Source organism: Aminobacter sp. UC22_36, from assembly GCF_044056035.1.
Lineage (GTDB): Bacteria > Pseudomonadota > Alphaproteobacteria > Rhizobiales > Rhizobiaceae > Aminobacter.
In genome coordinates this window covers 1,340,921-1,366,458 of the sequence record NZ_CP171996.1, presented here as the reverse complement: position 1 = coordinate 1,366,458, position 25,538 = coordinate 1,340,921, and the positions used below count along the sequence as shown (strand labels likewise).

The 25,538-nt window shown below is 63.7% G+C and carries 21 protein-coding genes; 10 read left to right on the top strand and 11 right to left on the bottom strand.

The features are described 5' to 3' along the window. The first annotated feature begins 14 nt into the window (after positions 1–14). The 4 genes from ACHMW7_RS09910 to ACHMW7_RS09895 are packed head-to-tail and all read left to right on the top strand — an operon-like array spanning position 15 to position 5,711. Positions 15–1,727 (top strand): glycerol-3-phosphate dehydrogenase/oxidase, encoded by a 1,713-nt coding sequence (locus ACHMW7_RS09910; protein WP_395450083.1) that lies wholly within the window; start codon positions 15–17, stop codon positions 1,725–1,727. 14 nt (positions 1,728–1,741) lie between these two features. Next, a complete protein-coding gene (locus ACHMW7_RS09905; protein ID WP_395451303.1) occupies positions 1,742–2,560 on the top strand; it encodes a class I fructose-bisphosphate aldolase in 819 nt (272 codons plus the stop codon). A 23-nt stretch (positions 2,561–2,583) separates the two neighbouring features. Further along, positions 2,584–4,098, top strand: a complete 1,515-nt coding sequence (locus ACHMW7_RS09900) for an FGGY-family carbohydrate kinase (protein WP_395450082.1) — start codon at positions 2,584–2,586, stop codon at positions 4,096–4,098. Next, a complete protein-coding gene (locus ACHMW7_RS09895; RefSeq protein WP_395450081.1) occupies positions 4,095–5,711 on the top strand; it encodes a GMC family oxidoreductase in 1,617 nt (538 codons plus the stop codon). Before ACHMW7_RS09900 ends, ACHMW7_RS09895 begins: the two co-directional genes overlap by 4 nt. 181 nt (positions 5,712–5,892) lie before the next feature. Here ACHMW7_RS09895 and ACHMW7_RS09890 read toward each other — a convergent pair whose 3' ends face one another. Next, on the bottom strand, positions 5,893–6,066 hold the full coding sequence (locus ACHMW7_RS09890) for a hypothetical protein (protein ID WP_395450080.1): 174 nt from the start codon (positions 6,064–6,066) through the stop codon (positions 5,893–5,895). Between the two features lie 60 nt (positions 6,067–6,126). Between ACHMW7_RS09890 and ACHMW7_RS09885 the strand changes: the two genes are divergently transcribed. From ACHMW7_RS09885 to ACHMW7_RS09875, 3 genes are all read left to right on the top strand, one after another. Continuing rightward, positions 6,127–7,134: an iron ABC transporter substrate-binding protein gene (locus tag ACHMW7_RS09885; protein ID WP_395450079.1), complete on the top strand. Its 1,008-nt coding sequence runs from the start codon at positions 6,127–6,129 to the stop codon at positions 7,132–7,134. Positions 7,135–7,361: 227 nt separating this feature from the next. Next, on the top strand, positions 7,362–8,900 hold the full coding sequence (locus ACHMW7_RS09880; protein ID WP_395450078.1) for an ABC transporter permease: 1,539 nt from the start codon (positions 7,362–7,364) through the stop codon (positions 8,898–8,900). Next, the gene (locus ACHMW7_RS09875; RefSeq protein WP_395450077.1) at positions 8,897–9,982 is read left to right on the top strand and encodes an ABC transporter ATP-binding protein; all 1,086 of its coding nucleotides are present in this window, start codon (positions 8,897–8,899) and stop codon (positions 9,980–9,982) included. The genes ACHMW7_RS09880 and ACHMW7_RS09875 overlap by 4 nt, the downstream gene beginning before the upstream one ends. Positions 9,983–10,064: 82 nt before the next feature. Here ACHMW7_RS09875 and ACHMW7_RS09870 read toward each other — a convergent pair whose 3' ends face one another. The 10 genes from ACHMW7_RS09870 to ACHMW7_RS09825 form a co-directional block, all read right to left on the bottom strand. Next, positions 10,065–10,889: an HpcH/HpaI aldolase/citrate lyase family protein gene (locus tag ACHMW7_RS09870; protein WP_395450076.1), complete on the bottom strand. Its 825-nt coding sequence runs from the start codon at positions 10,887–10,889 to the stop codon at positions 10,065–10,067. Further along, positions 10,886–12,103 (bottom strand): CaiB/BaiF CoA transferase family protein, encoded by a 1,218-nt coding sequence (locus tag ACHMW7_RS09865; protein ID WP_395450075.1) that lies wholly within the window; start codon positions 12,101–12,103, stop codon positions 10,886–10,888. The genes ACHMW7_RS09870 and ACHMW7_RS09865 overlap by 4 nt, the downstream gene beginning before the upstream one ends. Beyond that, positions 12,100–13,170, bottom strand: a complete 1,071-nt coding sequence (locus tag ACHMW7_RS09860; RefSeq protein WP_395450074.1) for an ABC transporter ATP-binding protein — start codon at positions 13,168–13,170, stop codon at positions 12,100–12,102. Before ACHMW7_RS09860 ends, ACHMW7_RS09865 begins: the two co-directional genes overlap by 4 nt. A gap of 72 nt (positions 13,171–13,242) precedes the next feature. After that, entirely contained in the window at positions 13,243–15,351 is a 2,109-nt protein-coding gene (locus tag ACHMW7_RS09855; RefSeq protein WP_395450073.1) for an ADP-ribosylglycohydrolase family protein, read from the bottom strand. A gap of 17 nt (positions 15,352–15,368) precedes the next feature. After that, positions 15,369–16,553 (bottom strand): ADP-ribosylglycohydrolase family protein, encoded by a 1,185-nt coding sequence (locus ACHMW7_RS09850; RefSeq protein ID WP_395450072.1) that lies wholly within the window; start codon positions 16,551–16,553, stop codon positions 15,369–15,371. Beyond that, a complete protein-coding gene (locus tag ACHMW7_RS09845) occupies positions 16,540–17,964 on the bottom strand; it encodes an extracellular solute-binding protein (protein WP_395450071.1) in 1,425 nt (474 codons plus the stop codon). Before ACHMW7_RS09845 ends, ACHMW7_RS09850 begins: the two co-directional genes overlap by 14 nt. 48 nt (positions 17,965–18,012) lie before the next feature. Next, positions 18,013–18,909, bottom strand: coding sequence for a carbohydrate ABC transporter permease (locus ACHMW7_RS09840; RefSeq protein ID WP_395450070.1), 897 nt, complete (start codon positions 18,907–18,909; stop codon positions 18,013–18,015). Continuing rightward, positions 18,909–19,889, bottom strand: a complete 981-nt coding sequence (locus tag ACHMW7_RS09835) for an ABC transporter permease (RefSeq protein ID WP_395450069.1) — start codon at positions 19,887–19,889, stop codon at positions 18,909–18,911. The genes ACHMW7_RS09840 and ACHMW7_RS09835 overlap by 1 nt, the downstream gene beginning before the upstream one ends. A 3-nt stretch (positions 19,890–19,892) precedes the next feature. After that, complete coding sequence (locus tag ACHMW7_RS09830) at positions 19,893–20,936, bottom strand: LacI family DNA-binding transcriptional regulator (protein WP_395450068.1); 1,044 nt, start codon at positions 20,934–20,936, stop codon at positions 19,893–19,895. A gap of 943 nt (positions 20,937–21,879) precedes the next feature. After that, positions 21,880–22,587 carry a GlxA family transcriptional regulator gene (locus tag ACHMW7_RS09825; RefSeq protein ID WP_395450067.1) on the bottom strand — a complete coding sequence of 236 codons (708 nt, stop codon included), beginning with the start codon at positions 22,585–22,587 and terminating at the stop codon, positions 21,880–21,882. On the opposite strand from ACHMW7_RS09825, the gene ACHMW7_RS09820 reads away from it, so the two are divergent. From ACHMW7_RS09820 to ACHMW7_RS09810, 3 genes are read left to right on the top strand one after another with little or no spacing between them, the layout of a single operon-like run. Beyond that, the gene (locus ACHMW7_RS09820) at positions 22,574–23,344 is read left to right on the top strand and encodes an ABC transporter permease subunit (protein WP_395450066.1); all 771 of its coding nucleotides are present in this window, start codon (positions 22,574–22,576) and stop codon (positions 23,342–23,344) included. The two genes, ACHMW7_RS09825 and ACHMW7_RS09820, sit on opposite strands and share 14 nt — an antisense overlap. Beyond that, positions 23,341–24,465 (top strand): amino acid ABC transporter permease, encoded by a 1,125-nt coding sequence (locus ACHMW7_RS09815; protein ID WP_395450065.1) that lies wholly within the window; start codon positions 23,341–23,343, stop codon positions 24,463–24,465. The genes ACHMW7_RS09820 and ACHMW7_RS09815 overlap by 4 nt, the downstream gene beginning before the upstream one ends. A 25-nt stretch (positions 24,466–24,490) precedes the next feature. Next, positions 24,491–25,249, top strand: a complete 759-nt coding sequence (locus ACHMW7_RS09810; RefSeq protein ID WP_395450064.1) for an amino acid ABC transporter ATP-binding protein — start codon at positions 24,491–24,493, stop codon at positions 25,247–25,249. The last annotated feature ends 289 nt before the right edge of the window (positions 25,250–25,538 follow it).

Sequence of the window (25,538 nt, the reverse complement as noted above, 5' to 3'; positions counted from 1 at the left end):
AAGGCACAGCCCACATGAACCGCAACGACACACTCGCCGCTCTGCGAGAGCGGCCCGATATTGCCGTGCTGGTGATAGGCGGCGGCATCAACGGCATCTCGGTGTTCCGGGAACTCGCGCTGCAAGGCGTCGACGTCTTGCTCGTCGACAAGGGCGACTATTGCTCAGGCGCCAGTGCTGCGCTGTCGCGCATGGTCCATGGCGGGCTTCGCTATCTCGAAAACGGCGAGTTCAAGCTGGTGCGGGAATCGCTGGTCGAGCGCGACCGGCTGTTGAAGAACGCGCCGCATTATGTCGCGCCGCTGCCAACGACGGTGCCGATCTTCGACACCTTCTCCGGCATCGCCAATGGTGCGGTCCGTTTCCTCGGCCTGACGCGTAAGCCCAGCCGACGCGGTGCGCTGGTGATCAAGGCCGGACTGACCATGTACGACCTGTTCACGGCAGCACGGCGATTGATGCCGAAGCACCGCTTCCGCGGCCGTGCCGAAACCCTCAAGGCGTGGCCTGACATCAATCCCGATATCCGCAGCTCCGCAACCTATTACGACGCCTGGGTCAGCCGTCCCGAGCGTCTCGGCCTGGAAATGCTGTTCGACGCCATGGCCTCGAGCCCAACCGCGCGCGCCCTGAACTATGCCGCGGTTGCCGCATCAAACGACGGCCTCGCCCTCACCGACAGGCTGACCGGCGAAAAGCTGCCGCTGCGCCCGAGACTGATCATCAACGCCACCGGCGGCTGGATCGACCTGACCAACAAGGCCATCGGCGCGGCCGCCCCGCGCATGATGGGCGGCACCAAGGGGTCGCACCTGATCGTCGACAATGCCGAACTGCACGACGCGCTTGGCGGCCACATGGTCTATTACGAAAACGAGGATGGCCGCATCTGCATCCTGTTTCCTTATCTCGGCAAGGTGCTGATCGGCTCGACCGATATCCGCGTCGACGATCCCGACCAGGTCCGCTGCGACGACGACGAGCGTAGCTACATCCTGCAGTCGCTCGCCTTCGTGTTCCCTTCGATCGCCATTGCCGACAACGAGATCGTCTTCCGCTTCGCCGGCGTGCGGCCATTGCCGGCCAGCGACGACAGCTTCACCGGGCGCATCCCGCGCGATCATTTCTGCGAGTTTGTCGAGCCAAGCGGCGGCCTGCCGGCAACTCTGTGCATGATTGGCGGCAAGTGGACGACCTTCCGCTCCTTCGGCGAGATGGCCGCCGACATGGCGCTGCAGCGGCTTGGCCTCAAGCGCAGATCAGGCACCGAAGACCTTGCCATTGGCGGCGGCCGCGACTTCCCCGCCGACCCGGACAAGTGGTGTATCGCCCTTGGCGCCAGGCATGGCCTGCCGGTCGAACGCGCCAAAGTCCTGCTTGAGCGCTACGGCACTTCGGCGGTGGATTTTGCAGCCGATCTCGCTTCCGACCCGATGCTGGCAGGATCGACCTACTCCGCCGGCGAGATCCGGCTGATCGTCGCGCGCGAGCAGGTCGAATGCCTGGCCGACATCTTCCTGCGCCGCACCACCATCGCCATTTCGGGCGGCCTCAGCCTTGCCCTCATCGAGGCCGTGCTTGGCATCCTGGCCGATTGCAAGGGCTGGACACCCGCGCAGGCGGCAGCCGAGCGCACCGCCTTCCTCGCCTTGCTCGCCCACCAGCACGGCATCACCCTTTCCGATCTCTCCCAGACGAACGACACAAGGAGCGCCCTATGCGCGTGAACCACAAAGTCCGCATGAACCGGCTCTTCACAGGCGGCCGCTGCCTCGACGTCGCCATCGATCACGGCGTCTGCAACGAGCCGAGCTTTCTCAACGGGCTCGAAGACATGGCCGGCGTGGTCGCCCAGCTGGTCAAGGCCGGGCCCGACGCCATCCAGATGAACTATGGCCAGGCCGACCTGCTGCAGGCGGTGGCGGGCAAGGACAAGCCGGCACTGGTCATGCGCATCGACATGGGCAACCCCTACAACAAGATCCGCCACCGGGCGATGTGGGCGGTGCTGCAGAACGAAGCCGAGCCGCTGCTCGGCGCCATCGAGATGGATGCGGCCTGCGTCGTGGTCAATCTGTTCATGCTGCCCGACGAGCCCGACCTGTTTCGCCAGTGCGTCCAGAACATCGCCCGTGTCCGCGCCGACTGCGAGAAATACGGCCTGCCGCTGATGATCGAGCCGCTGGCCATGCTGCCGGTCGACCAGAGCGGCGGCTACATGGTCGACGGCGACGCCGAAAAGATCGTCACCCTGACGCGGCTCGCCCGCGAAATGGGCGCCGACATCATCAAGGCCGACCCGACCACCGATCCCAGCGACTTCCACCGTGTCGTCGAGGCGGCGCGCTGCCCGGTGCTGGTGCGCGGCGGCGGCAAGGAGGACCTGCGTGCCGTGTTCGACAAGTCGGCGGCCCTGATGGCGCAAGGTGCGATGGGGATGGTCTATGGCCGCAATATCTACCAGCATGCCAATCCGAGCGCGGTCGTGCGCGGTCTGATGGCGATCATCCACGACGGTGCGGATGGTGCCACGGCCTTCGACCTGTACAAGCAGGCCTGAGCAGCGGCATCGGGAGGAGCCAGATGGGCACGTATATTCTCGGCCTCGATGCGGGCAACACCGTCATCAAGGCGATCATCTTCGACACGCAAGGGCGCGAACTCGCGCTCGCCGCTTGCGACGGCCGCTCGTCCATGCCCAGGCCTGGCCATGTCGAGCGCGACCTCAACGAGCTCTGGCGCAACGCCGTTGCCGTCATCGGCCAATGCATCGACCAGGCCGGCATCGACCCAGGCGAGATCGTCGCCATCGGCTGCGCCGGCCATGGCAACGGCCTTTACGCGCTCGACCGTGACGGTGGACCGCTTGTCGGCATCCAGTCGCTCGACACGCGCGCTATAGGCATCGTCGACGAATGGGCTCGACAGAATGTCGGCGAGCGCACCTATGTCCATTGCCTGCAAAAGCCGTGGGCAGCACAGACGCCGACCCTGCTCGCCTGGATCAAGCGCCATGCGCCGGAGCTGTTCAGCCGCATCGGTACGGTGTTCCTGTGCAAGGATTTTGTCGTCAACAGGCTGACCGGCGCGCGCTCGACCGACACCTCAGACATGTCGGGCTGCGGCCTGCTGCAGATGCCCGACAGGCGCTACGACGCAGACCTGCTCGCCGCCTATGGGCTTGGCGACTGCATGGCGCTTTTGCCGCCGGTGCTGGAATCGGCCGACATTGCCGGCCACGTCACAGCGGAGGTCGCGGCCCTGACCGGACTGCGCGCCGGCACACCCGTCGTCGCCGGCCTGTTCGACGTCGTCGCCAGTGCCGTCGGCTCGGGCGTCACCCGCACCGGCGCGGCTTCGATCATCGCCGGCACCTGGAGCGTCAACCAGGTCATCACGGACGAGCCGATCCGCGATCCCTCGATCTTCATGCTCTCGACCTTCGACCCCAGCCGCTATCTGGCGATCGAATCGAGCGCGACGTCAGCTGCCAATCTCGAATGGATCGTGCGCGAATTCCTCGAACACGGCCACGACACAGGCGCCTCGCCGTTCGAGCTGTGCAGCGAGCTTGTCGCTTCGGTCGATCCCAGTGGCGACATCCCGATCTACCATCCCTTCCTCTATGGCTCGCAGCAGAACGGCCATGCCCGCGCCGGCTTCTACGGCATCGCCGGCTGGCACACGCGCGCCCATATGTTGCGCGCGCTGTTCGAGGGCGTGGCCTTCGAGCACAAGCGCCACGTCGAGACCTTGCGCAAGGCAGGCGCTGTCTTCGACGAGGTCATCTTGTCGGGCGGCGGCTCGCGCAGCGCCGTCTGGCCGCAGATCTTCGCCGACGTGCTTGGCGTTCCGGTCACCGTGGCGCGCAGCCGCGAGACCGGTGCGCTTGGTTCGGCGATTGCGGCCGGCACCGGCGTCGGTATCTTTGAAGACTACAGCGCCGGCGCGACCGCCATGACGGCGGCAGCGCGGCACTATGCGCCCAATGGCGCGATTGCTCCTGTTTATTCCAGGCGCTATCGCCTGTATGGCGAGATCAACCAGGCGATGACGCCGATTTGGCAACGCATCGCCAGCGAGCAGGCGCAATCGTGACCGAAGTTTCCTCCTCATTCGGCGACTACGACTACGTCATCGTCGGTGCCGGTTCCGCCGGCTGCGTGCTCGCCAACCGGCTGTCCGCCGATCCCGGCAATCGTGTGCTTTTGCTCGAAGCCGGTGGTTCCGACCGCTATCACTGGGTCAACATCCCGATCGGCTACCTCTACTGCATGGGCAATCCGCGCACCGACTGGCTGATGAAGACCGAGCCGGAAGCCGGCCTCAACGGCCGCAGCCTCAACTATCCCCGCGGCAAGGTGCTGGGCGGCTGCTCGTCGATCAACGGCATGATCTACATGCGCGGCCAGGCCGCCGACTATGATGGCTGGCGCCAGGCCGGCAATGTCGGCTGGGGTTGGGACGACGTGTTGCCCTACTTCCTGAAGTCGGAGGACCATCACGGCGGCACCAGCGCCATGCATGGTGCGGGCGGCGAGTGGCGCATCGAAAAGCAGCGCCTGTCCTGGCCGATCCTCGACGCCTTCCGCGAAGCCGCCGCAGAACTCGGCATACCGCGCACCAATGATTTCAACACCGGCACCAATGAGGGCTCCGGCTATTTCGAGGTCAACCAGAAGAAGGGCGTGCGCTGGAACACCTCCAAGGCGTTCCTGCGCGGCATCACCGACCGCCACAATTTGCGCGTCATAACCGGCGCCGAGACCGAACAGCTGACCTTCGACGGCCGTCGTATCACCGGGCTTGTCTTCCGCAAGGACGGGCAACTCCACCAGGTCAGATCAGGCCAGACCATCCTTGCCGCCGGCGCCATCAACTCGCCGAAGCTGCTCGAACTCTCCGGCGTCGGCCGGCCGGAGCTGCTTTCAGCCCTCGGCATCGCAGTCCGCCATGCCCTGGCAGGCGTCGGCGAGAATTTGCAGGACCATCTGCAGATCCGCACCGTGTTCAAGGTGACGGGTGCAGCGACGCTCAACCAGCGCTACCACAATCTGTTCAGCCGTGCCGCCATGGGCCTCGAATATGCGCTCAAGCGCAGCGGCCCGCTGTCGATGGCGCCGAGCCAGCTCGGCATCTTCGCCAAGAGCGATCCGCGCCTCGCAACGCCCGATCTCGAATATCATGTCCAGCCGCTCAGCACCGACCGGCTCGGCGAGCCGCTGCACCGCTATCCAGCCGTCACCGTGTCGGTCTGCAATTTGCGTCCCGAAAGCCGTGGCACCGTGCACATGGCTTCATCGGACGCGCGCGAGGCGGCGAAGATCCAGCCCAACTACCTCTCCACCGACGGCGACCGCGACACCGCCGTCGCCTCGCTGCGCCATGTCCGGCGCCTGATGAAGGCCAAGGCCGTGGCACGTTTTGCGCCCGAGGAGATGCTGCCCGGCACCCAATATGACAGCGACGAAGACCTGCTGCGCAAGGCCGGCGACATCGGCACGACGATCTTCCACCCGGTTGGCACCTGCAAGATGGGGTCGGACAGCATGGCCGTGGTCGACGACCGGCTGCGGGTGAATGGCCTCGAAGGCCTGCGTGTCGTCGACGCCTCGATCATGCCGACAATTGTCTCCGGCAACACCAACTCGCCTGTCATCATGATCGCCGAGAAGGCTGCGGACATGATCCTCAGGGATCGCCGCGCCTAGCTGGACTAAAAAAATCTGCTGAGGTAACGCCGCGGCACAGCCCGGACCAGGCCCGAAATCTCGAGGCTGGTCCCCTGCACTGTTTGGCCCATCAAACTCGACGGCAAAAAGCTACCAAGGGGAATTGGGTAAAGGCCGCGACTAATTGCAAAGCTAAGCGTCGGCAAGGCGCACGATCTACTCAGCTCCACTCGGCCACCGCTTGGTTTGCCTGACGGCGCACCGGCACTAGACTTGCACGATGGTTTGCGGCGCGGCGATCTTGGGCACCTGCGCTGTCGCGTGCCAGGTCGTCAAGGCGCCGCGCGTTTCTGGCGGCGTCGACATCCGCGTCTATGTTGAATACCGTGGTCATGTATTGCTGCCGCTGCTGTCCGGCATCAGCGCGCAGCTTCAGCTTCCAAGGAGTGCCCCCGTGAAGTCCCCCCATTTCGCATTTGCCAGCGCCGCCATCCTCTCGACCCTGCTCGCCTCATCCGCTTTGGCGCAGGATGCCGACGGCATCGTCGTCTACAACGCCCAGCATGAAAGCCTGACCAACGAGTGGGCCGAAGCCTTCACCAAGGAGACCGGAATCAAGGTCACCGTCCGCAAAGGCAGCGACACCGAGTTCGGCAACCAGATCGTCGCCGAAGGCAAGCTGTCGCCGGCCGACGTCTTCCTGACCGAAAACTCGCCAGCCATGGCGCTTGTCGACAATGCCGGGCTGTTCGCGCCTGTCGATGCCGATACGCTGGCCCAGGTGCCCGAGGAATTCCGTCCGGCCAACGGCCACTGGACCGGCATTGCTGCGCGCAGCACCGTCTTTGCCTATGACAAGACCAAGCTGACCGCCGACAAGCTGCCGAAGTCGATGCTCGATCTGGCCGATCCGAGCTGGAAAGGCCGCTGGGCGGCATCGCCCTCGGGTGCCGATTTCCAGGCCATCGTCGGCGCGCTGCTCGAGCTCAAGGGCGAAGCGGCAACCGCCGACTGGCTGAAGGGCATGAAGGAAAACTTCACCGCCTATCGCGGCAACAGCACCGCCATGAAGGCGGTCAATGCCGGCGAGGTCGAAGGTGCGGTGATCTACCATTATTATTACTACGGCGATCAGGCCAAGACGGGTGAAAACAGCAAGAATGTCGCGCTGCACCTGTTCAAGAACCAGGATCCGGGCGCCTTCGTCAGCATCTCTGGCGGTGGCATCCTTGCTTCGAGCAAACACCCCAAGGAGGCCCAGGCCTTCCTCAAATGGATCACCGGCAAGAGCGGCCAGGACATCCTCAAGACCGGCACCTCGTTTGAATATGCCGTCGGCATCGGCGCCGACTCCAATCCGGCGCTGACCCCGCTCAAGGAGCTGCAGGCGCCGAAAGTCGAGGCCTCGAAGCTCGACAGCAAGAAGGTCACCGAACTGATGACGGCAGCCGGCCTGCTTTAGGTGCCTCATCGCCAAGCCTGCCTCCGCGACCAGGCCTGCCTCCGCGACCGAGCCTGCCCCGCGACATTGTCGCGGGGGCATTTCCCCGCGCCAGGGCTTGCCAAGACGGCGGAATTCCTTCACCGGATGGTCACCTATTCCTCGCCGCGAGGCGAAATGCCTGACCGGAGCCTGGAGTGACGCCTTCGTCGGCCGGATATCGTCTTTCGCGGTCGCAGACCTTGTCCATGGCCGCGGCCAGGTCGCGCTTGCTGCCGACGTCGTGGATCGCGGTTGCGGCGGTGCTGGTATCGCTGTTTGCGCTGCTGCCGTTGGGCTTCATCATCTGGGTTGCGATCCAGACCGGCTGGACAACAGTCGCAGCACTGGTGTTCCGGCCGCGTGTCGGCGAACTGCTGGTCAACACGCTTTCCCTCGTCATCCTTGTCGTGCCGATCACCGTGCTGTTGTCGGTGGCACTGGCCTGGCTGACCGAACGCAGCGACATGCCGGGCGCCCGCATCTGGGCCTGGCTGTCGGTGGCGCCGCTGGCCGTCCCGGCCTTCGTCCACTCCTACGCCTGGATCACGCTGTTTCCTGCCTTTCACGGGCTTGCTGCCGGTGTCCTGATCTCGGTCGTCGCCTATTTTCCGTTTGTCTACCTGCCCGTGGCGGCAACGCTGCGCCGGCTCGATCCCGCACTTGAAGACGCCGCCGCATCGCTTGGCCACACGCCGTGGCGCGTCTTCGGTCGGGTCGTGCTGCCCCAGCTCAGGCTTGCCATCTGCGGCGGCTCGCTGCTGGTCGGCCTGCATCTGCTCGCCGAATACGGCCTTTATGTCTTCATCCGCTTCGACACCTTCACCACCGCCATCGTCGACCAGTTCCAGTCGACCTTCAACGGCCCGGCGGCGAACATGCTGGCCGGCGTTCTGGTCACCTGCTGCCTGGTCCTGCTGGCGCTCGAAGTGATCGTGCGCGGCGGCGAACGGTACGCCCGCGTCGGCTCAGGTGCTGCCCGCACGGCAACGCGCGCCAGCCTCGGCCGCGCCACCTTGCCTTGCCTCGCCTTGCCGCTCATCACCGCGCTGCTGGCGCTCGGCGTGCCCTTTCTGACGGTCGGCCGCTGGCTTGTCGCTGGCGGCACCAGCGTCTGGAACCTCGACGTCATTGGCCTGGCGCTGTGGCAGACGCTGCTTTTGGCGCTTGCCGGCGCGCTGATTACCGTCGTCGTCGCCATCCCGATGGCCTGGCTGTCGATCCGTCGCCCCGGCCCGCTGCCGCGCCTTCTCGAAGCCTGCAACTACATCGTCGGCTCGCTGCCGGGCGTCGTCATCGCCCTTGCCCTGGTCACCGTCACGGTCCGCATCGCCATGCCGTTGTACCAGACCGTGGTCACCATCCTCGCCGCCTATGCGCTGATGTTTTTGCCGCGCGCGCTGGTGTCGCTGCGCGCCAGCATCGCCCAGGCGCCAGTCGAACTCGAACAGGCCGCCGGCAGCCTTGGCCGCGGCCCGCTGCGCGCCTTGTGGTCGACAACCGTGCGGCTGTCCGCGCCCGGCGCCGCCGCAGGCATGGCGCTGGTCGCACTCGGCATCCTCAACGAACTCACCGCCACCCAGATGCTGGCCCCCAATGGCACGCGCACGCTGGCGATGGCGTTCTTTGCGATGAGCGCGGAGCTCGACTATGCCGCCGCGGCCCCTTACGCACTGATCATGGTGGCGATGTCGCTGCCCTTGACCTGGCTGCTTTATGTACAGTCGCGACGGATGGCCGGCCGATGAGCTTTCTTCAACTGCGCGGCCTGCGCAAATCCTATGGCAATGTCACAGCCGTCGGCGGCATCAACCTCGAGGTCGCGGCCGGCAGCCGCACCGCGATCGTCGGACCTTCCGGTTGCGGCAAGACCACCTTGCTGCGCCTCATTGCCGGCTTCGAAACCCCTGACGCCGGCAGCATCGTGCTCGATGGCACCGAACTTGCCGGCAATGGCGAGGTCGTGCCGGCGCATCGCCGCGGCATTGGCGTCGTGGCACAGGATGGGGCGCTGTTTCCGCATCTCAGCATCGCCGAGAACATCGGCTTCGGCATGGCCCGCAACGCCGACAGACGCGACGAGCATATCGCCGAACTGGCCTATGTCGTCGGCCTCGACAGGGCCATTCTCAAGCGCCGGCCGCACCAGCTCTCCGGCGGCCAGCAGCAGCGCGTCGCGCTCGCCCGCGCCATGGCGCGCAAGCCGCGCCTGATGCTGCTCGACGAACCGTTCTCGGCACTCGACACCGGCCTGCGCGCCTCGATGCGCAAGGCCGTCGCCGAACTGCTCGAGCAAGCCGGCATCGCCACCATCCTGGTTACCCACGACCAGGCCGAAGCCTTGTCCTTCGCCGACCAGGTCGCTGTCATGCGCGACGGCTTGTTTTCGCAGTTGGGCGCGCCGCGCGACCTCTATGCGCACCCCAAGGACAGGATGATCGCCGAGTTCCTCGGCGACGCCATCATCCTGCCGGCGCGGATCTCAAGCGGCATCGCCGAATGCGCCATCGGCCACATCGGCGTCGACACGTCGGAGCGACGCGATGTCGCCCGCATCATGCTGCGCCCGGAACAGGTTTTCCTCGAACCAGCCTCGCCGCAACAAGCGGCCAATCCGCCACCCAATGTGGTGTTCGGCGAGATCGTTGAATCGGAGTTCGCCGGCGCGGTGAGCACGATTGCGCTGCGCGTGCTCAACAGCCTCGACCCGCCCGACGCGGCGGTCATCGGCAACCATCCGCTCATCCTGCGCCGGTCGTTTGTCGATACGCCGACAGTCGGTGCGACCGTGCGCATCACCGTCCTGGGCAAGGCCCACGTCTTCGACTGAGCGCTGCACCCAGCGTCGCGGCGGTTAGGCCTTTGGCCAACCGGCCAGGCCTTGGCCAACCGGTTAGGCCTTGGCCAACCGGTTAGGCCTTGGCCAGAATGATCCGGGCGCGGGCGATGACAGGTGCGTCGACCATCTTGCCCTCGAAAACGAAGGCGCCGCGGCCTGCGCTGGCTGCCCTTTCGGCTTCGGCAATGATGCGCCTTGCCCGATCGAGCTCGGCTTTTGTTGGCGAAAAACCGGCATTCAGGACAGGAACAGTCGCTGGATGGACTGAGGTCGCGCCATCAAAGCCGAAGGCTTTCGCCTCGGCAGCAGCAAGCCGGATGGCATCGATGTCGGCATAGTCGGCGATACCACGCAGCAGGCCAAAGGACAGCTTGCCCGCGGCCTTGGCCGCCATGTGCACCATCAGCTTGGGCAGGCGCAGCACCTCTGGCGTCGCTTCGGCACCCATGGCAGTGGCAAAATCCTCGCCGCCAAGCGCCAGCCCCATAACAGAGGGATGCGCGGCCAGCACACGGGCGTCGAGCACGGCACCCGGATCTTCGATGAGGCCGATCAGCGGCATCGGATCGCGCCTGATCGGCGCAAGCTGGGCGCCAAGGCGGTCAAGCTGCGCCAATGTCGAAAGCTTCGGCACCATGAGTCCGTAGGCCCCGGCGCGGCAGGCCGCCGCCGCATCCTCGAACTGAAGATCGCAGGAATTGATGCGCACAAAAACGACGGCACCGGCCTGCCCGACATGTCGCACCGCCTCGGCCAGACCGGCACGTGCGGCAAGCTTGCTGTTGTCAGGTACCGAATCCTCGAGATCGAGGATGATCGCGTCGGCGCCCCGCTCATGCGCCTTGGCGATGAAGCGCTCGGCATGGGCCGGCACATAAAGCAGGGAGCGCAATCTCATTTGCCGGCTCCGGCGACGATGGCGGCAATGGCCTCTGAGGCAATGCCCGCTTGTTCAAGCACCTCGACGGTGTGTTCGCCCAGTCCCGGTGCCGGGCGACGGAAGGTGCCCGGCGTCGCCGACAGGCGCGGCACGATGTTGTGCATCGGCAGCGCGCCATGGTCCTCGTCGTCGAGTGAAACGATCACTTCGCGCTCGCTGAAATGCGGGTCGGTGGCAGCGTCGGCGATGCTGTAGATCGGCCCGACGGTGGCACCGCTGTCGCGCATGATGGCCAGCGCTTCGTCATGCGAGCGGGTGGCGAACCAGGCACCGATCGCCGCGTCGACCAGTTCGCGGTGCTTGAGGCGTTCGCTGTTGCTGGCAAAGCGTGGATCGGTGTTCATGTCGGCCCGGCCGATGATCTCGAAGATGCGGCGCGCGACAGCCGGCGTCGAGCCGGAAAGGGCGACATGTTTGCCGTCGGCGCAGCGATAGACATTGCGCGGGCTTGCGGTGTTGGAGGCGCTGCCGACACGCTCCTTGACCTTGCCGGTCAGCGCATGGATGCCCGCCTCGGGCCCAAGCACGGAGAAGATCGGTTCGAGCAGCGACAGGTCGATGACCTGCCCGCGCGTCTTGCCCTTTTGGCGGGCGAAAAGGGCCGTCATCGTCGCCGACATGCCGTAGATGCCGGCGATCATGTCGGCCAGCGCCAGCGGCGGCAGCACCGGTTCGCGATCGGGGAACCCGGTGCGATAGGCATAACCGCTCATGCCCTCGACGATGGTGCCGAAGCCGGGGAATGCGGCATAAGGCCCGGTCTGGCCAAAGCCGGAAATGCGCACGACGACAAGATCGGGATTGCGCTTTAGCAGCATGTCAGGACCAAAGCCCATCTGCTCCAGCGTGCCCGGCCGGTAGTTTTCGATCAAGACGTCGGCGCCGTCGATCAGCGCCCACAGTGCTGCGCGGTCGGCCGCCTCGCGCAGGTTGAGCACGACCGAGCGCTTGTTGCGGCCATAGGTCTTCCAGAAGATCGACAGGCCGTCTTCTTTCCACTCGCGCAACGGATCGCCGACCGGCGGCTCGATCTTGATGACATCGGCGCCAAAATCGGCGAGTTGCAGCGACAGCATGTTGCCGGCGACGAGCCGCGACAGGTCGAGCACCTTGATGCCCTCGAGCGGCCCGGCCTTGGTCGGGTCCCAGTGCATGTGCGAAAACCCGGTCATCGGATACGCTCGCCGCTGTCCTTGTCGAACAAGAGCACCTTGGCCGGATCGAAGCCAAGCGTCACTTTCTGCCCCGGCTGCAAAGGTGCCGCTTCGCTCAGCACCATCGAGATGTCCGTCGACCCGATACGCAGCAGCACCTCCTGCGCATCGCCGGTCGGCTCGACAAGCACCACCTCGGCAGTGACGCCCTCGGCAGCGACTCCATTGTCGGCAAGGCCGATATGTTGCGGACGGATGCCGTAGACGATCCTGCGGCCCGGCGCGAGATCGACCCCGGCGGGCAGCGGCAGCGTTGCGCGGTCGGCAAGCCGCAGGCTCTGTCCGTCGACCTCGCCATGCAGCAGATTGATCTCGGGCGAGCCGATGAAGCCGGCGACGAACAGATTGCGCGGGTTCTTGTAGAGCTCCAGCGGCGGGCCCATCTGCTCGATCTTGCCGCCATTCAGCACCACGATCTTGTCGGCCATGGTCATGGCCTCGGTCTGGTCGTGGGTCACATAGATGGTGGTCTTGCCGAGGCGCTGATGCAGCTTCTTGATCTCGCCGCGCATCTTGACGCGCAGCTTGGCGTCGAGATTGGACAGCGGCTCGTCGAACAGGAAGGCGCGGGGGTCACGCACGATGGCGCGTCCCATCGCCACGCGCTGGCGCTGGCCGCCGGAAAGTTCGCGTGGCAGGCGGTCGAGCAGCTTTTCGAGCCCGAGGATTTCGGCGGCCTCGGCGACACGCTTGTGGATCTCGGCCTTGGAGACGCCGGCGAGCTTGAGCGCGAAGCTCATATTGTCGGCGACCTTCATATGCGGATAAAGCGCATAATTCTGGAACACCATGGCCAGGTCGCGCTCCTTGGCCGGCATATCGTTGACGATCTTGCCACCGATGGTGATCTCGCCGGAACTGATGTCTTCGAGCCCGGCGATCATCCTGAGCAGCGTCGACTTTCCGCAGCCGGACGGGCCGACCAGCACGACGAATTCGCCGCTGCCCATGTCGAGCGAAATGTCGTCGAGCACCGGCACGCTGCCATAGTTCTTGCCGACATTCCTGAGTTCGATTTCCGACATGGTATTCCTCCCTTTCGGCACCCACGCAGGTCCCCGCTCCAGCCGCCAGGCCCGGAGCGGGAACCACTGTTTTCAGGCCGTTTCGATGATTTCGACCGTACCCACGCTCATGCGGCCGAGCGCGCCGAGGCGCAGGCCGGCCATGCCGTAGGCGTATTTGCCGTCCTTGGCCTCGATCAGCGTCTTGCCGTCGATGGCAAAAGACAGCGTGTCGCCGGTGACCGAAAACGCGAAGGCATAGTTGTTGCCGAACTGGCGCTTGAACGGCGCCCGCGCCAGCAGCGTCGTCCCGAAATCCTCCTTGAGGATCACCACCTCGTCGCCGTCGAAACCGGCGGCGTAGAACTGGCTGGTGCCCTGCGCGCGCGCCGTCACCAGCTGCGATGCACCGGCGAGCGGCTGGATGTCGGCCACAACCTTGACGTCGCGGGCATAATAGTGGCCCGCCCACATGTCGGCGTCACTGTGGGTATGCGCATGGATGCGGCCGTTCTGCAGCGTCCAGTGGCCGCGGTTCCAGGTGAAGCGCGAGATCGCCCCCCATTCCTGCACCTCGGTGCGTGGGTCGATGACAGAGTGGCCGGCGCCTTCGACCTTGAAGTCGGCAAGGAACAGCCGGCCGAGGAACTTCACCCGGCCGAAATACTCGACCTGGATGCCGATTTCGTCGATGGCTTCGAGGCCCTCCGGCACGGTGAATTGATAGTCCTGCCAACCCTCATGATTGGGCACATGCCAGCCGCCGATCTCTTCGATGGCGCCCGACATGGCGCGGCGGACGTATGGGACGACGCGCAGATTGCCGTCGCCGTTCCACGGATCGAGCCAGAGCTTGAACGACACCCTCTGGCCGGCATCGACCAGCGGGGTGAACATCGGCCGATAACGCTCGTCGTCGAAATCCTCGCGGCGGTAGAACGGCTTCCAGAAGATGCGCCCGCCCTGGCCACGCTCGAGCCGGTCGAGCTGGATTTCGAGCGCGCCGCGCGAACCTTCGACATGCCGTTCGCTCGAAGCCTTGAGGCTGACCTGGTTGAAGCCGGCGGTCCGGAAAGCATGGGTGGAGCCAGGCAGGTCGAAGTCGAAACGCACGCCGCGCCGGGTGAAATCCTCCAGCCAAAGTGCCGGCACCTCGTCGCCGCGCAGCTGCAGCGCAAGCACCGTCAGCTCGCGGGCAAAGGAGGGAATGTCGACGATGTTGAGCGAACCGACGACGCCAGAGGCGATGACAAAATCGTTGATCGGCTTGCGGTATTTGTCCCAGCCCGGCTGCACGCCCTGGAAGGTGCCGACGATGGCCCCGGCATTGCCGGCGTTGCAGTCGGTGTCCCAGCCGGCCATGGTGGCGATCTCGGCGGTGCGCGGCAGGTCGCCTTCGCCATACAGTATCGCCATCACGGTCACGCCCGCATTGGGGATGATGTGGCAGACGCCGGGATAGCGGTCATAACCCCAGTCGGTCGTCAGCATGTCGCGGCAGGCGCGCCAGTTGCCGGGGTTGGCCTTGTGGAAGGCGATCACCGCATGGGCGACGCGGGCGTAGGTCGAGCGCGCGTCGATGGTCGCCAGGGCTGCCTCGACAATCTCGTTGATCGAGGTCGCCTCGAAGGCCTTGGCGATGGCTGCGGCACAGAAGCGCGCGCCGTTCAGGCCCTCGCCGTCATGGGCGACGGAGGCCGCCCGTGCCGAGGCGTCGGCGGCCTTTTGCGGCTCGCCCGGATTCACCCAGCCCCAGCTGTCGATGAAGATCTGCCCGCCGATCTGCTCGGCGACGCTGGCGCCGTTCTGGGCGATCGAGCCCGACTGCGGCGCCGGGATGCCGGCACGCAGATTGCGGTAGGCGGTGTGTTCGGTCGAGACGCCGAAACCGCCCCACCAATACATGCCATGCTCTTCGGCGGCATAATTGACCCAGGTCTTGCCGACATGCTCGGCGGTGGCGCCCAAACCGTAGTCGCGCAGCGCGCGGATGAAATAGACCGGGCCGTTGGTGTCGTCGTCAGCGGCGAAATTCTTGAAATCGCGCAGATACTGGGTCACTTCGCCATAGGTCTTGCGGATGCGCTCATAGCTCCAGATCGTCGGCTCGACCGGCGCGCCAAGCCGCACGCCGATGGCCTTGCCGATGAAGCCGGCATAGATCTTTTCGTAAATCGTCTCTTTGGTCAGCTTGGGCATCATCGGTCTTTCGTTATGGTCTAGAGCGTAAGGGCGGCACGGCGCGTCGCGCGCGCGTCAGCCGCGGCCTGGTCGGCGGCGAGGATGACTTTCACCGTTTCGGTGAAGGCGTCGGCCGAGGCGTTGAGGTCGAGCCGGTTGGTGCTGTCGAGCAGCTTGCGATCGGTTTCGGAGATGACGCTTTCGCCATGCATGGCGCCGAGGATCGCGCCAGCCATGACGCCGATGGAGTCGGTATCGCGGCCCGAATTGACGCCGTCTTCGATCGACTTGCGGAAATCACCATCGTTGAGCAGGCAAAAGCCCAGCGCCAGCGGCAGCTCCTCGATCGCGCCGAGGCGGCTCGGCTGGTAGGCGTTGGTCAGCCGTCCGACCTTGCCTGGTGTGTGGTTGACGTCGTCGCCCATCGGCGAATAGGGCGCCATGGTCTTGTGGAACGCGGCAACAACCCTCGCGTAGTCGGCTCTGGATGCCTTCAGCTTGCCTGTAACCGCGACAATGTCGGCGATGGCATTCCTGGTGCCGTCCTTGGCAAGGGCCAGCACCGTGTCGATCACGGCTTCGATCGAGGTGCCGGGGATGAAGGCCGCGGCCACCGCCGCTGCGAACACGCCGGCGGCCTCCAGGCCGTAGCTTTCCTGGTGGCCCGAGGCAAAGGCGATCGCCTCGTCATAAGCGGCCCTGGGATCGCAGGCGTTGACCACGCCGATCGGCGCCACATACATCGCCGCACCACAATTGACCATGTTGCCGATGCCGCCCTGGCGCGGGTCGCAGGACGCCAGCTGGTGACGCTGGAAGATCCACTTCTCGGGATAAAACAGCCGCTCGATCAGCATCGCTTCGCGCTGCAGTTCGGGCACATAACGCGGGATCCAGGCGATCTGGCGCACCATGCCGTCGGCCATGTCCCAGGCGTCGAGATGCCTGCCGGTTTCGGCATAGATATCCATCAGGCACAGCGTCATCATCGTGTCGTCGGTGACGATGCCGCTGCCGCGGACACGGCCGTTGCGCGCCGTCGCGTCGAGCGACATCTTGTGCCACTGCGTTTCAAGCGAGGTCACCCGCCCGTAACGGGCAGCGATCTCGGCAGCCGACAGCTTTTCGATCGGCGCTCCGATGGCGTCGCCTAAGGCGACGCCATGGATGAGCGCGCGGACCCTGCCTTTCAGCGAGAGCCCTTGTGCATCACTTGGCAGCATCAAGAACGGTCCTTGCATGTTCGTTGAGACGCTTGCCGCCGGCGGCTTCCCATTCGGCGACATACTGGTCCCACTGGTCCATCTTGGCTTCGCCGGAGATGAACTTGTAGACCCACGAGCGATAGACGTTTTCGGTGGCATCGAGGTCGGCGGCATAGTCGGCCGGCCAGACGAAGGAATTGTCCGGCTTGAAGTATTTCTGGATCGTCGCAAGCGACTGCTGCGCGGCCTGCGACTGCCACACGACTGGCGGCTGCCAGTTCGCCGCCACCATGAAGCGGGCATACCAGGTCGAGATCTTGTCGGTGACCTTGTAGCTGTCGCCTTCCTTGGTGAATTCCTGGCCTTCGAAGCCGAGGCGGTCCATCATCTGGCCTTCGGGGCTCGCCATGAAGTCGAGCAGCTTCATCACCTCGGCCTTGTGCTTGGACGTGGTCGAGATCGCAAAACCGCGCGATTCCTTGGACACGTCGACAGCCGACAGGCCCTGGCCGGCCGGGCCCTTGGGCGGCGACAGCAGCACCAGCTCGGTGCCGGCATGGACCTGGCGCATCTTGCCGCCATAGATGTCGATGACTTCGCCCGACGAGCCGAAGATCACGCCGGCCTTGCCGGTGTAGAACTTGTCTTCCTTCACGTCGAACTTGGTGGTGATGTATTCGGGATCGTAGAGCCCCTGCTCGCGCAGCGAGGCGTAGAAGGCGATCTTGTCCTTCTCCTGGCTGGTGATGCGGGCATGCACCCATTCGCCGGCGGCATTCTTCATCCACGAACCGGTGATGCCGAAGGCCTGGTTGAAGATCGAGTCGAGCTCGTTGGTGTTGTCGGCCGTGGTCACGCCATAGGTGTCGGCAACGCCGTTGCCGTCGAGATCGCCATCCTTGATCGCCTTGAACAGCGTGACATAGTCTTCGACGGTTTCAGGCGCCTTGAGGCCGGTCTTTTCCAGCCAGTCCTTGCGGATCACCGGCTGCGGCCCGCGCACCGGATAGACGTAAAGCAGATAGGGATAGTTCTTCAGGCGCTCGACATTGTGCGGCCACAGCGCGTCCTTGACATATTTGGACTCGGCGATGGCAGGCGTGAGGTCTTCGAGCACGCCCTGCTCGACCATCTTGGCGTCGCCGCCCTGGAAGTAGATCAGGTCGGGAATGTCGCCCGACAGCAGCATCACCGACAGCTTGTCGGCATAACCCGACGACGGCAGGTCGACGAGTTCGATGGCAAGGTCCGTGCCCTGGGCACGCAGCGCATCCTCGATGCGCTTGATGTGCTTGACGTCGTCGGGGTTTGTCGGCCCGAAATCCTTCGACACGATGCGGATCTTGACCGGCTCGGCCATGGCAGGGACAGCCACGGCAAGGCTCAGCGCCAGGGCCGTCGATGTCATCAGGAACACACGTCTCAACATTTCATCTCCTCCGTTTGGATAGGCTTTTTGGTTAGGCACTCGTCGCCATCAGCCCTTGAGCGCGCCGCTCATGGTGCCTTTGGTGAAGAATTTCAGGATCAGCGGGTAGATCGCCAGGATCGGCACGATGGTCAGCAAAATCATGCCGGCCTTGAGCGACCTGAGATCGATCTGGCTGGCGCCAGTGTTGTTGTTGGCATTATCGGCACCGACGATGGCGATCTTGTCGCCGTCGATGACGAACTGGCGCAGCACCACCTGCAGCGGCCATTTGCTCTGGTCGTTGAGATAGATCATCGCGTGGAAGAACTCGTTCCAGTGGAAGACGAGGTAAAACAGCGAGATCGTCGCCAGCGCTGGCTTGGCCAGCGGCAGCACGACATACCAGAACACCTGGAACGGGTTGGCGCCGTCGAGCTCGGAAGCCTCCAGCAGCTCCTTGGGGATTTCCTCGAAGAAGCGGATCAGGATGATCAGGTACCAGGCGTTGACCGCCTTGTAGAGGATCACCGACCAATAGCTGTCGAGCAGCCCGAGCCTTTTGTTGACGAAATATTCGGGAATGATGCCCGGCTCGAAGACGATGGTGACAAGCACCAGGATGAACAGCGCCTTGCGCCCCGGCAGGCCCGGCCGCGACAGGCCCCAGGCCATCAGTGCGGTGCCGATGACGCCGATCAGCGTGCTGACAAAGGTGATCAGGATCGAGTTGAAGATGCCGCGCTGGACATTGGGATGTTGCAGCAGGACGCTCCACACATCGAGCGAGAAGCCTCTCGGCACAATGGTCAGGCCGCTCATTCCCGGCACCCTGCCCGGCTCGGACAGCGACACCGCCAGCAGGTTGAGGATCGGCTGCACCGTGACGACGACGAGCAGCAGAAGCGTCGACACGATGATGGCATATTCGATGCGTTCGAGCGGCGTCTTGCGCGACAGGGCCATTACCAGACTCCCTTGCCGGTCAGGCGCTTGGACACGAAATGGGCGGTGACGATCATCATCGTGCCGAGCACCGCCTTGAACAGGCCGGCGGCGGTCGCCAGCGAGTATTCGCCGGTTTGCAGGCCGATGCGGTAGACATAGGTGTCGACGATATCGATCTTGGAACGGACCACGTCGTTGGAGAAGTTGATGACCTGGTTGAGGTCGGCGTTGAGGAACATGCCGGCGTTGAGGATGAACAGCGTGGCGATCGTCGGCACGATGCCGGGCAGCGTGACGTGCCAGATCTTCTGCCAGCGGTTGGCGCCGTCGATTTCGGCGGCATCGTAAAGCTGCTGGTCGATGGCGATGATGGCGGCGAGATAAAGCAGGCTGTCCCAGCCGGCCGAGCGCCAGATCTCGGTGAACACCAGCACCCAGCGGATGGCACCGGTGTCGGTCATGAACGAGCGCGGCGCGATGCCGGCCATGCCCATCAGATTGTTGACCGCGCCGTCGGTCGGCGACAATGCGGCGATGAAGACGCCTGCAATGACCACCCAGGACAGGAAGTGCGGCAGATAGATCGCCGACTGGATGAACTTGCGCAGGCGTCCGCCCCGCACCTCATTGATCAGCAGCGCCACCAGGATCGGCACCGGCAGGAAGAAGGCCATCTTCATCGCCGAGATGATCAGCGTGTTGGCCAGCACCTGCCAGAACACCGGCGAGGCAAACAGCACGTAGAAATGCTTGAGCCCGACCCAGATGTTGGGCGGAACGATCCTGACCTGCTCGAAGGCGATGCGGGCTTCCCAGATCGGCAGGTAATGCATGACCAGAAAGAACATCAGGCCCGGCGCCATCATGACGTAGAACGGCCACCAGCGGCGCCAGCCATTGGCCAATGCCGTCGTCCGTTTCGGCCTGCCGCGAACCGCCGAATTGGGAACGTTCCCAATTCGCGACGCATGCAGCGCCTGATCGTGATCGGCCATCATCTTTTACCTCCCGCCCCCGACCGCGCGCCTGGGCTGGTTGCGTGACAGGTCGGCAAGCGACCCGCGCTCGATCAGCCGGCACGGCAGGAACACCCGGCCGTGCTCTGAACGACCGGCAATTTCATCAAGCAGGCAATCAAGCGAGCGCACGCCCATCTCGCGGCCCGGCTTGGCGACCGTCGTCAGTCCCGGCCAGGAAAACGCCCCCGCCGGCACGCCGTCGAAACCAAGGATCGAAACATCTTCGGGACAGCGCAATCCGGCTTCGCGCACCGCGACCATGGCGCCCAGCGCCATCAGGTCGTTGGCGGCGAACACCGCGAGATGGCCGACGCGGTCACGCGCAAGCAGGCGCTTCATCGCTATGCGCCCGCCCTCGACGGTGTATTCCCCGTCTTCCATCGGCAGTGCTGCCGGGTCGACGTCGCGCTCGACGCAATGTTCGTGGAAGGTGCGCAGGAACCGCGCCCGGGCGATACGCGACTTCGGGCCGAGGATCAGTGCCGGCGCATGATGGCCCTTGGAAACCAGGTGATCCATGCCCAACCTCACCGCCTGCGCGATGTCGGAACCGACGCTCGCGGTCGCGGGGAACCGCTCGGCGCTCGAGCCGATCAGGACGAAAGGCAGGCCGAAACGGTCGAGATCGTCGAAATTGTCGGCGACCGGATTGATGATCGCGCCATCGACGCGGGCCTGGCGCAAAGCGCGCAAATGGCTGGCCTCGCGGTCATGGTTCCAGTCGGAGGAAAAGACCAGCAGCGACGCGCCGTTTTCGGCGGCGCGGTCCTGGGCGCCACGGGCGACCTCGGCCCAGAACGGGTTGGTGATATCTGGAATGACCAGGCCGAGCAGCCCGGTCCGCCCGGAGCGCATGCCGACGGCGAGATCATTGCGCTCGTAGCCGACCGCCTTGGCAGCCTCCAGCACCCGTTCGCGCGCCTCGTCGGTCACGTTGGAGGCACCGGAAAGCGCTCGGCCGGCGGTGCTCTTCGACACCCCCGCCTTTTCCGCGACGTCAATGATCGTCGGACGCCTCCGCTGCATAAACGCTCCTCCTCAGCGACTTCGTGGGAACGTTACCACGACGCGAAGCAGTCAGCAAGCCGGCTTTGCTAGGACGTGGAATTGGCCTCGGACCAGTGCCGGTCCTGATTGACAAACCAGGCGCCCATCGACAAGGCTCGGATCGCAAGCCACCGAGATCGCACTCCAGCCAAATCCTTATGACATTTTGGACAGGATTTGGCTTTTTGTCCCGCTTCGTCGGCTGTCGCCTCCTTGCGGGCCCCTGATGCGGTTCAAATCGCGCCGTCACCAGCGTCCAGATAGCAAAACAGCCCGCACGAGGCGGGCTGTTTTGCTATCTGGTTGCGGGGACACGCAACTACCGATTCCGACATTTGCTTCAGATCGCAGTTTGAAAGAGATAGCCCCAGAAAACATCCATGCGGGGACGGACGGGCGGCAGCCAAAACGTTGCGCGGGCGCGGCCGCTGGAACGATCGACATGGGGCCGGAAGCTGTCTATCTGCTGTTGGAAAGCACAAGGCTAAAGCGGACATTCCGCAGCGGGTGACATTGGCCGCGCGCTTGTGTTCAATGCTCGTTTCTCCTCATGGACGAGCCCTGGGCGCGCCAGACAAGAAACTGCGCGAATGGCTCCAACTTGAGATCAAGAAGATCCACCGTGAGCTGGGGGACGACGTTCGTCTACATGACGCGCGACCTCTCTCTCTCTCTCTCTCTCTCTCTCTCTCTCTCTCTCTCTCTCTGTGACCAGATTGCTGTGTTCAACGGCGGGAAGATCGAACGCTCGGCGTCGGTGAACGTTGCGACTTCGTCGGTGTGTCGTCCGTCATCCGCGGTACCACGAAGAAATTTTCTGGCGACACGGGTACTCGATCTTGCCGGCAAGAAGGCCGTGGCGCATAGCCGCTATCTATTGAAGTGCATCAAACAAATCCGCTTGCTCATGGTGCAGGCGCCTCTACCTACCTCCAGCTTGCGACAAACTCTCAGCAACATGCACATGTCGCGAATGCGCACTCGACAGGGTGCTGTGCCTCGCTCCCGCGGCAGCATTGCCCGGCTTAGGCGCTCTTCGTTCAAGAGCGGCCTGACGTGCCTGTTGCGGAGTACAGCCATGGCTGTAACGATAAGTCTTTGAGAAGTAAGATAAAGAGCCAAAGCCGCATGCTATGCCGATCTCGGTCACCGATAGCCGGGAGCTGCTGAGTAGCAGGTGAGCTCGTTCCAGCCTCATCTCAAGGTAGTAGCGCGCTGGCGAACAGCCCAGTTGCTTTAGAAACAGCCTTTCGATCTGACGGCGAGAAAGGTTGCTACTCGCAGCCAACGTAGAGAGCGTCACGGGCTCTGCCACGCTGTCCTCCATCTTCCGGATAATCTCGGCAAGCGCCTCGTGGCGTACCGATATAGGCTGCCTTTGCCGCTCACTGGCTTCACGCACACGGTTTGCAAGCCCCAAATCTCCAGCCTTGTTCATGACTGAGGAACTATGGTCGCTCTCGACTACCCTGAGGAACATATCGAAGGGAACATCACCGCCCGGACAGCTATGGATGTCGCCATCGATTTCGAAAGTCGTCTGAACACACTCAATTTCGGGAAACGCCTCTGAAAAGCCCGGATACTGTTCCCAGTGCAGAAACCTCTGTTTCTGGGTGGTCGAGTTCATCCGGAACACGCCGCTCCTCATCCAGATCGTCTTCTGGTACTTCGCCGTCGTCCTGAAGTTTCCGCCCATCGCAAGTGCAGTGAAATTCTATGGCTTCGTCATCAGCCAGCAGGGATTGTATCTGCCCACGCTCGGTTGGCAGGGCGACGATCGCATCCTTCCACTCATACTGCTGACGGCATTCGTCGTGTCGGTAGCAGGCCTGTTCATCGACCAGGGTCGTGCACGGCTGATCTGTGCCGGAGTCGCCGTTTTGGCAGCCGTGGCCTTGATCGCGACTGGAGCGCTCGCCGTCGATCTCCCGGTCACGAACAAATTTAAGGCCAGCGGCGGTACGAGCATCAGTCCTGAAATGGCCGCGCTCCTGCTTGGCATCGTCTTCAACAGCGCGTCCTACATCGCCGAAATCGTCCGCGGAACGATAGATTCGCTCCCGAAAGGTCAGTGGGAGGCTTCCGCCGCGCTTGGTCTGAGCCGCCGCAACACCCTGAACGACATCATCCTCCCGCAGGTTTTCCGGGTCGTGCTGCCGTCCTTTGGCAATCAGTACATCAGCCTCGCAAAGAACACCGCCTTGGGCATTGCTATCGGATACCCTGATCTCTTCAACATCTACGGCACGATCGCCAACCAGACGGGACACAGCCTCGAGGGCATCATCATCGTCATGCTGACCTATCTGATCCTGAGCTGGATAATCAGCGCGTTGGTCAGCCTGGTGGATCGTCGGATCAACACGGCGGGAGCATCCCGATGATCGTGTATTCCTTGAAGTGGTCTCGCCACAACCTGTTCGGCAAGCCGTTCGACGCGCTGCTCTCGTTGACGGTCATTCCAGCGGTCATCTGGTTCGTCTTCGACGCCGTCCGTTGGTCCCTCACGACCGCCAAGTGGGACATCATCCCGGTCAGCCTGCGCGTACTAATGATCGGAATATTTCCGGCTGATCAGATATGGCGCGCGTGGGTCGCGACGCTGATCATAGCCGCACTGTTGGGTGCGGGGCTGGGATGCGTGTTCTCGTTTCGGAAGCACCACGCGGCGATCCTTGCCGTGTTGGTGGCGGCTTTCCTCCTAGTCGGCTTCGGGATTGACGCCGTGTCAGCGTTCTCGGCGGCAGCCGTCGCTTCATTCGGCAGCGCCTGGTTGGTCACCTCAGCGCTGGAGCCCGCAAGGAAGCTGGTGATCCCGGCCGCGGGTGTCGGCCTGATCGCGATCTTCGCGGTGATGGCTCCTCCAGGTGTCGGTCTGTGGGGAGGCCTCCTCCTCAGCATCCTGATCACCCTCGTCACGTCGATCGTTACCCTCCCCATCGGCATCCTGCTCGCGTTCGGTCGCCGGAGCCGCTTCACGAGCGTCAGGAAGATATGCACGGGCTACATCGAAGTGATGCGATCGGTACCGCTGATTCTTGTCGTGTACTGGATCTGGATCCTGATGCCCGTGCTCACGGACTTCAATCTGGCAGACGTCGCACGCGGCATGATCGGCTTCACCGTGTTCTATTCGGCTTATGTGGCCGAGTACGTTCGCAGCGGTCTTCTGGCTGTACCGAAGGGCCAGGTCGAAGCGGCTAGGTCGCTCGGCATGAGCGAGTTCGACATCAATCGCTCGATCGTCCTCCCGCAGGCTCTGCGGGTTGTCGTCCCCGCGCTCGTCGGCAACGTCCTGGACATCTTCAACGCGGCACCGCTGGTCTTCATCATCGGTCTCACGGATTTCCTCCGTGCTGGACAGATGATCCTCGCCAATCCGGCCTACAGCGATCGGACCTACGAGGTCTACTCCTTCCTGTTCCTGACCTACTTCCTGGTCGGTTCGGTCATCACGTTCCTCGCCCGCAAACTCGAAGCCCATCTCGCGCGCGGCAGCCGCTGACAGCCACATTCAAAGGATTCATTTGATGAACGCCATCGTTGAAATGTCCGGCCTCAACAAGTTCTACGGAGCCCATCACGTGCTCAAGAACGTCGAGCTGTCGGTCACCCGTGGAGAAGTCGTGGTGGTGATCGGCGCGAGCGGTTCGGGAAAGTCGACCCTCATCCGCTGCGTGAACGGGTTGGAAATGTACCAGACGGGCTCGCTTAAGGTGGATGGCTTCCACATGCCCGTTCAGGAAGACCGCCTCCTCGGCGGCGAACGCGAGTTGGCGGCGATCCGCAAGGGCGTCGGCATGGTGTTCCAGAGCTTCAATCTGTTCCCCCACAAGACTGTGACGGAAAACATCACGATCGCGCCTATGCGAGTGCGTAAGAAGTCCAAAGCGGACGCCGAAGCGACGGCGGCAAGGCTGCTGCAACGGGTTGGGCTGTCCGCGCATGCCCACAAGTATCCGGCACAGCTCTCCGGAGGACAGCAGCAGCGGGTTGCGATCGCACGCTCGCTGGCCATGGAGCCCCATCTCATGCTGTTCGACGAGCCTACGTCGGCTTTGGATCCGGAGATGGTCGGTGAAGTGCTCGACGTGATGCGCGAACTAGCGGCCGATGGAATGACAATGATGATCGTAACGCACGAGATGGGCTTCGCTCGCGAAGTCGCAGATCGCGTTGTCTATATCGACCAAGGCACCATACTAGAGGTCAGCAAGCCCGACGAATTCTTCGACAATCCTAAGAACGATCGCGCACGTTCATTCCTTGCGCGAGTTTTGAAGCACTGATTTCAGCCCTGTCCCGCTAAACAACATCGTAGACTGGAGTTGCGGCGCCGCATAAAACCTATGCTCACGCACCGTCCGGCTCGTCCCGGTCAGCGTTCGACGACATTGACTGCGAGACCGCCAACGCTGGTTTCCTTGTACTTTTGCTCATGTCAAGACCTGTCTGGCTACCAGCGCATGTTGCCGACGACAAAGCCGAATCTGGTCTCCGAGATCACCCCGCAACTCTGCGACGGTAAACGCCCAATGGGCCGCCCGCATATCTGGGAAAGGACACGATATTGCGTCG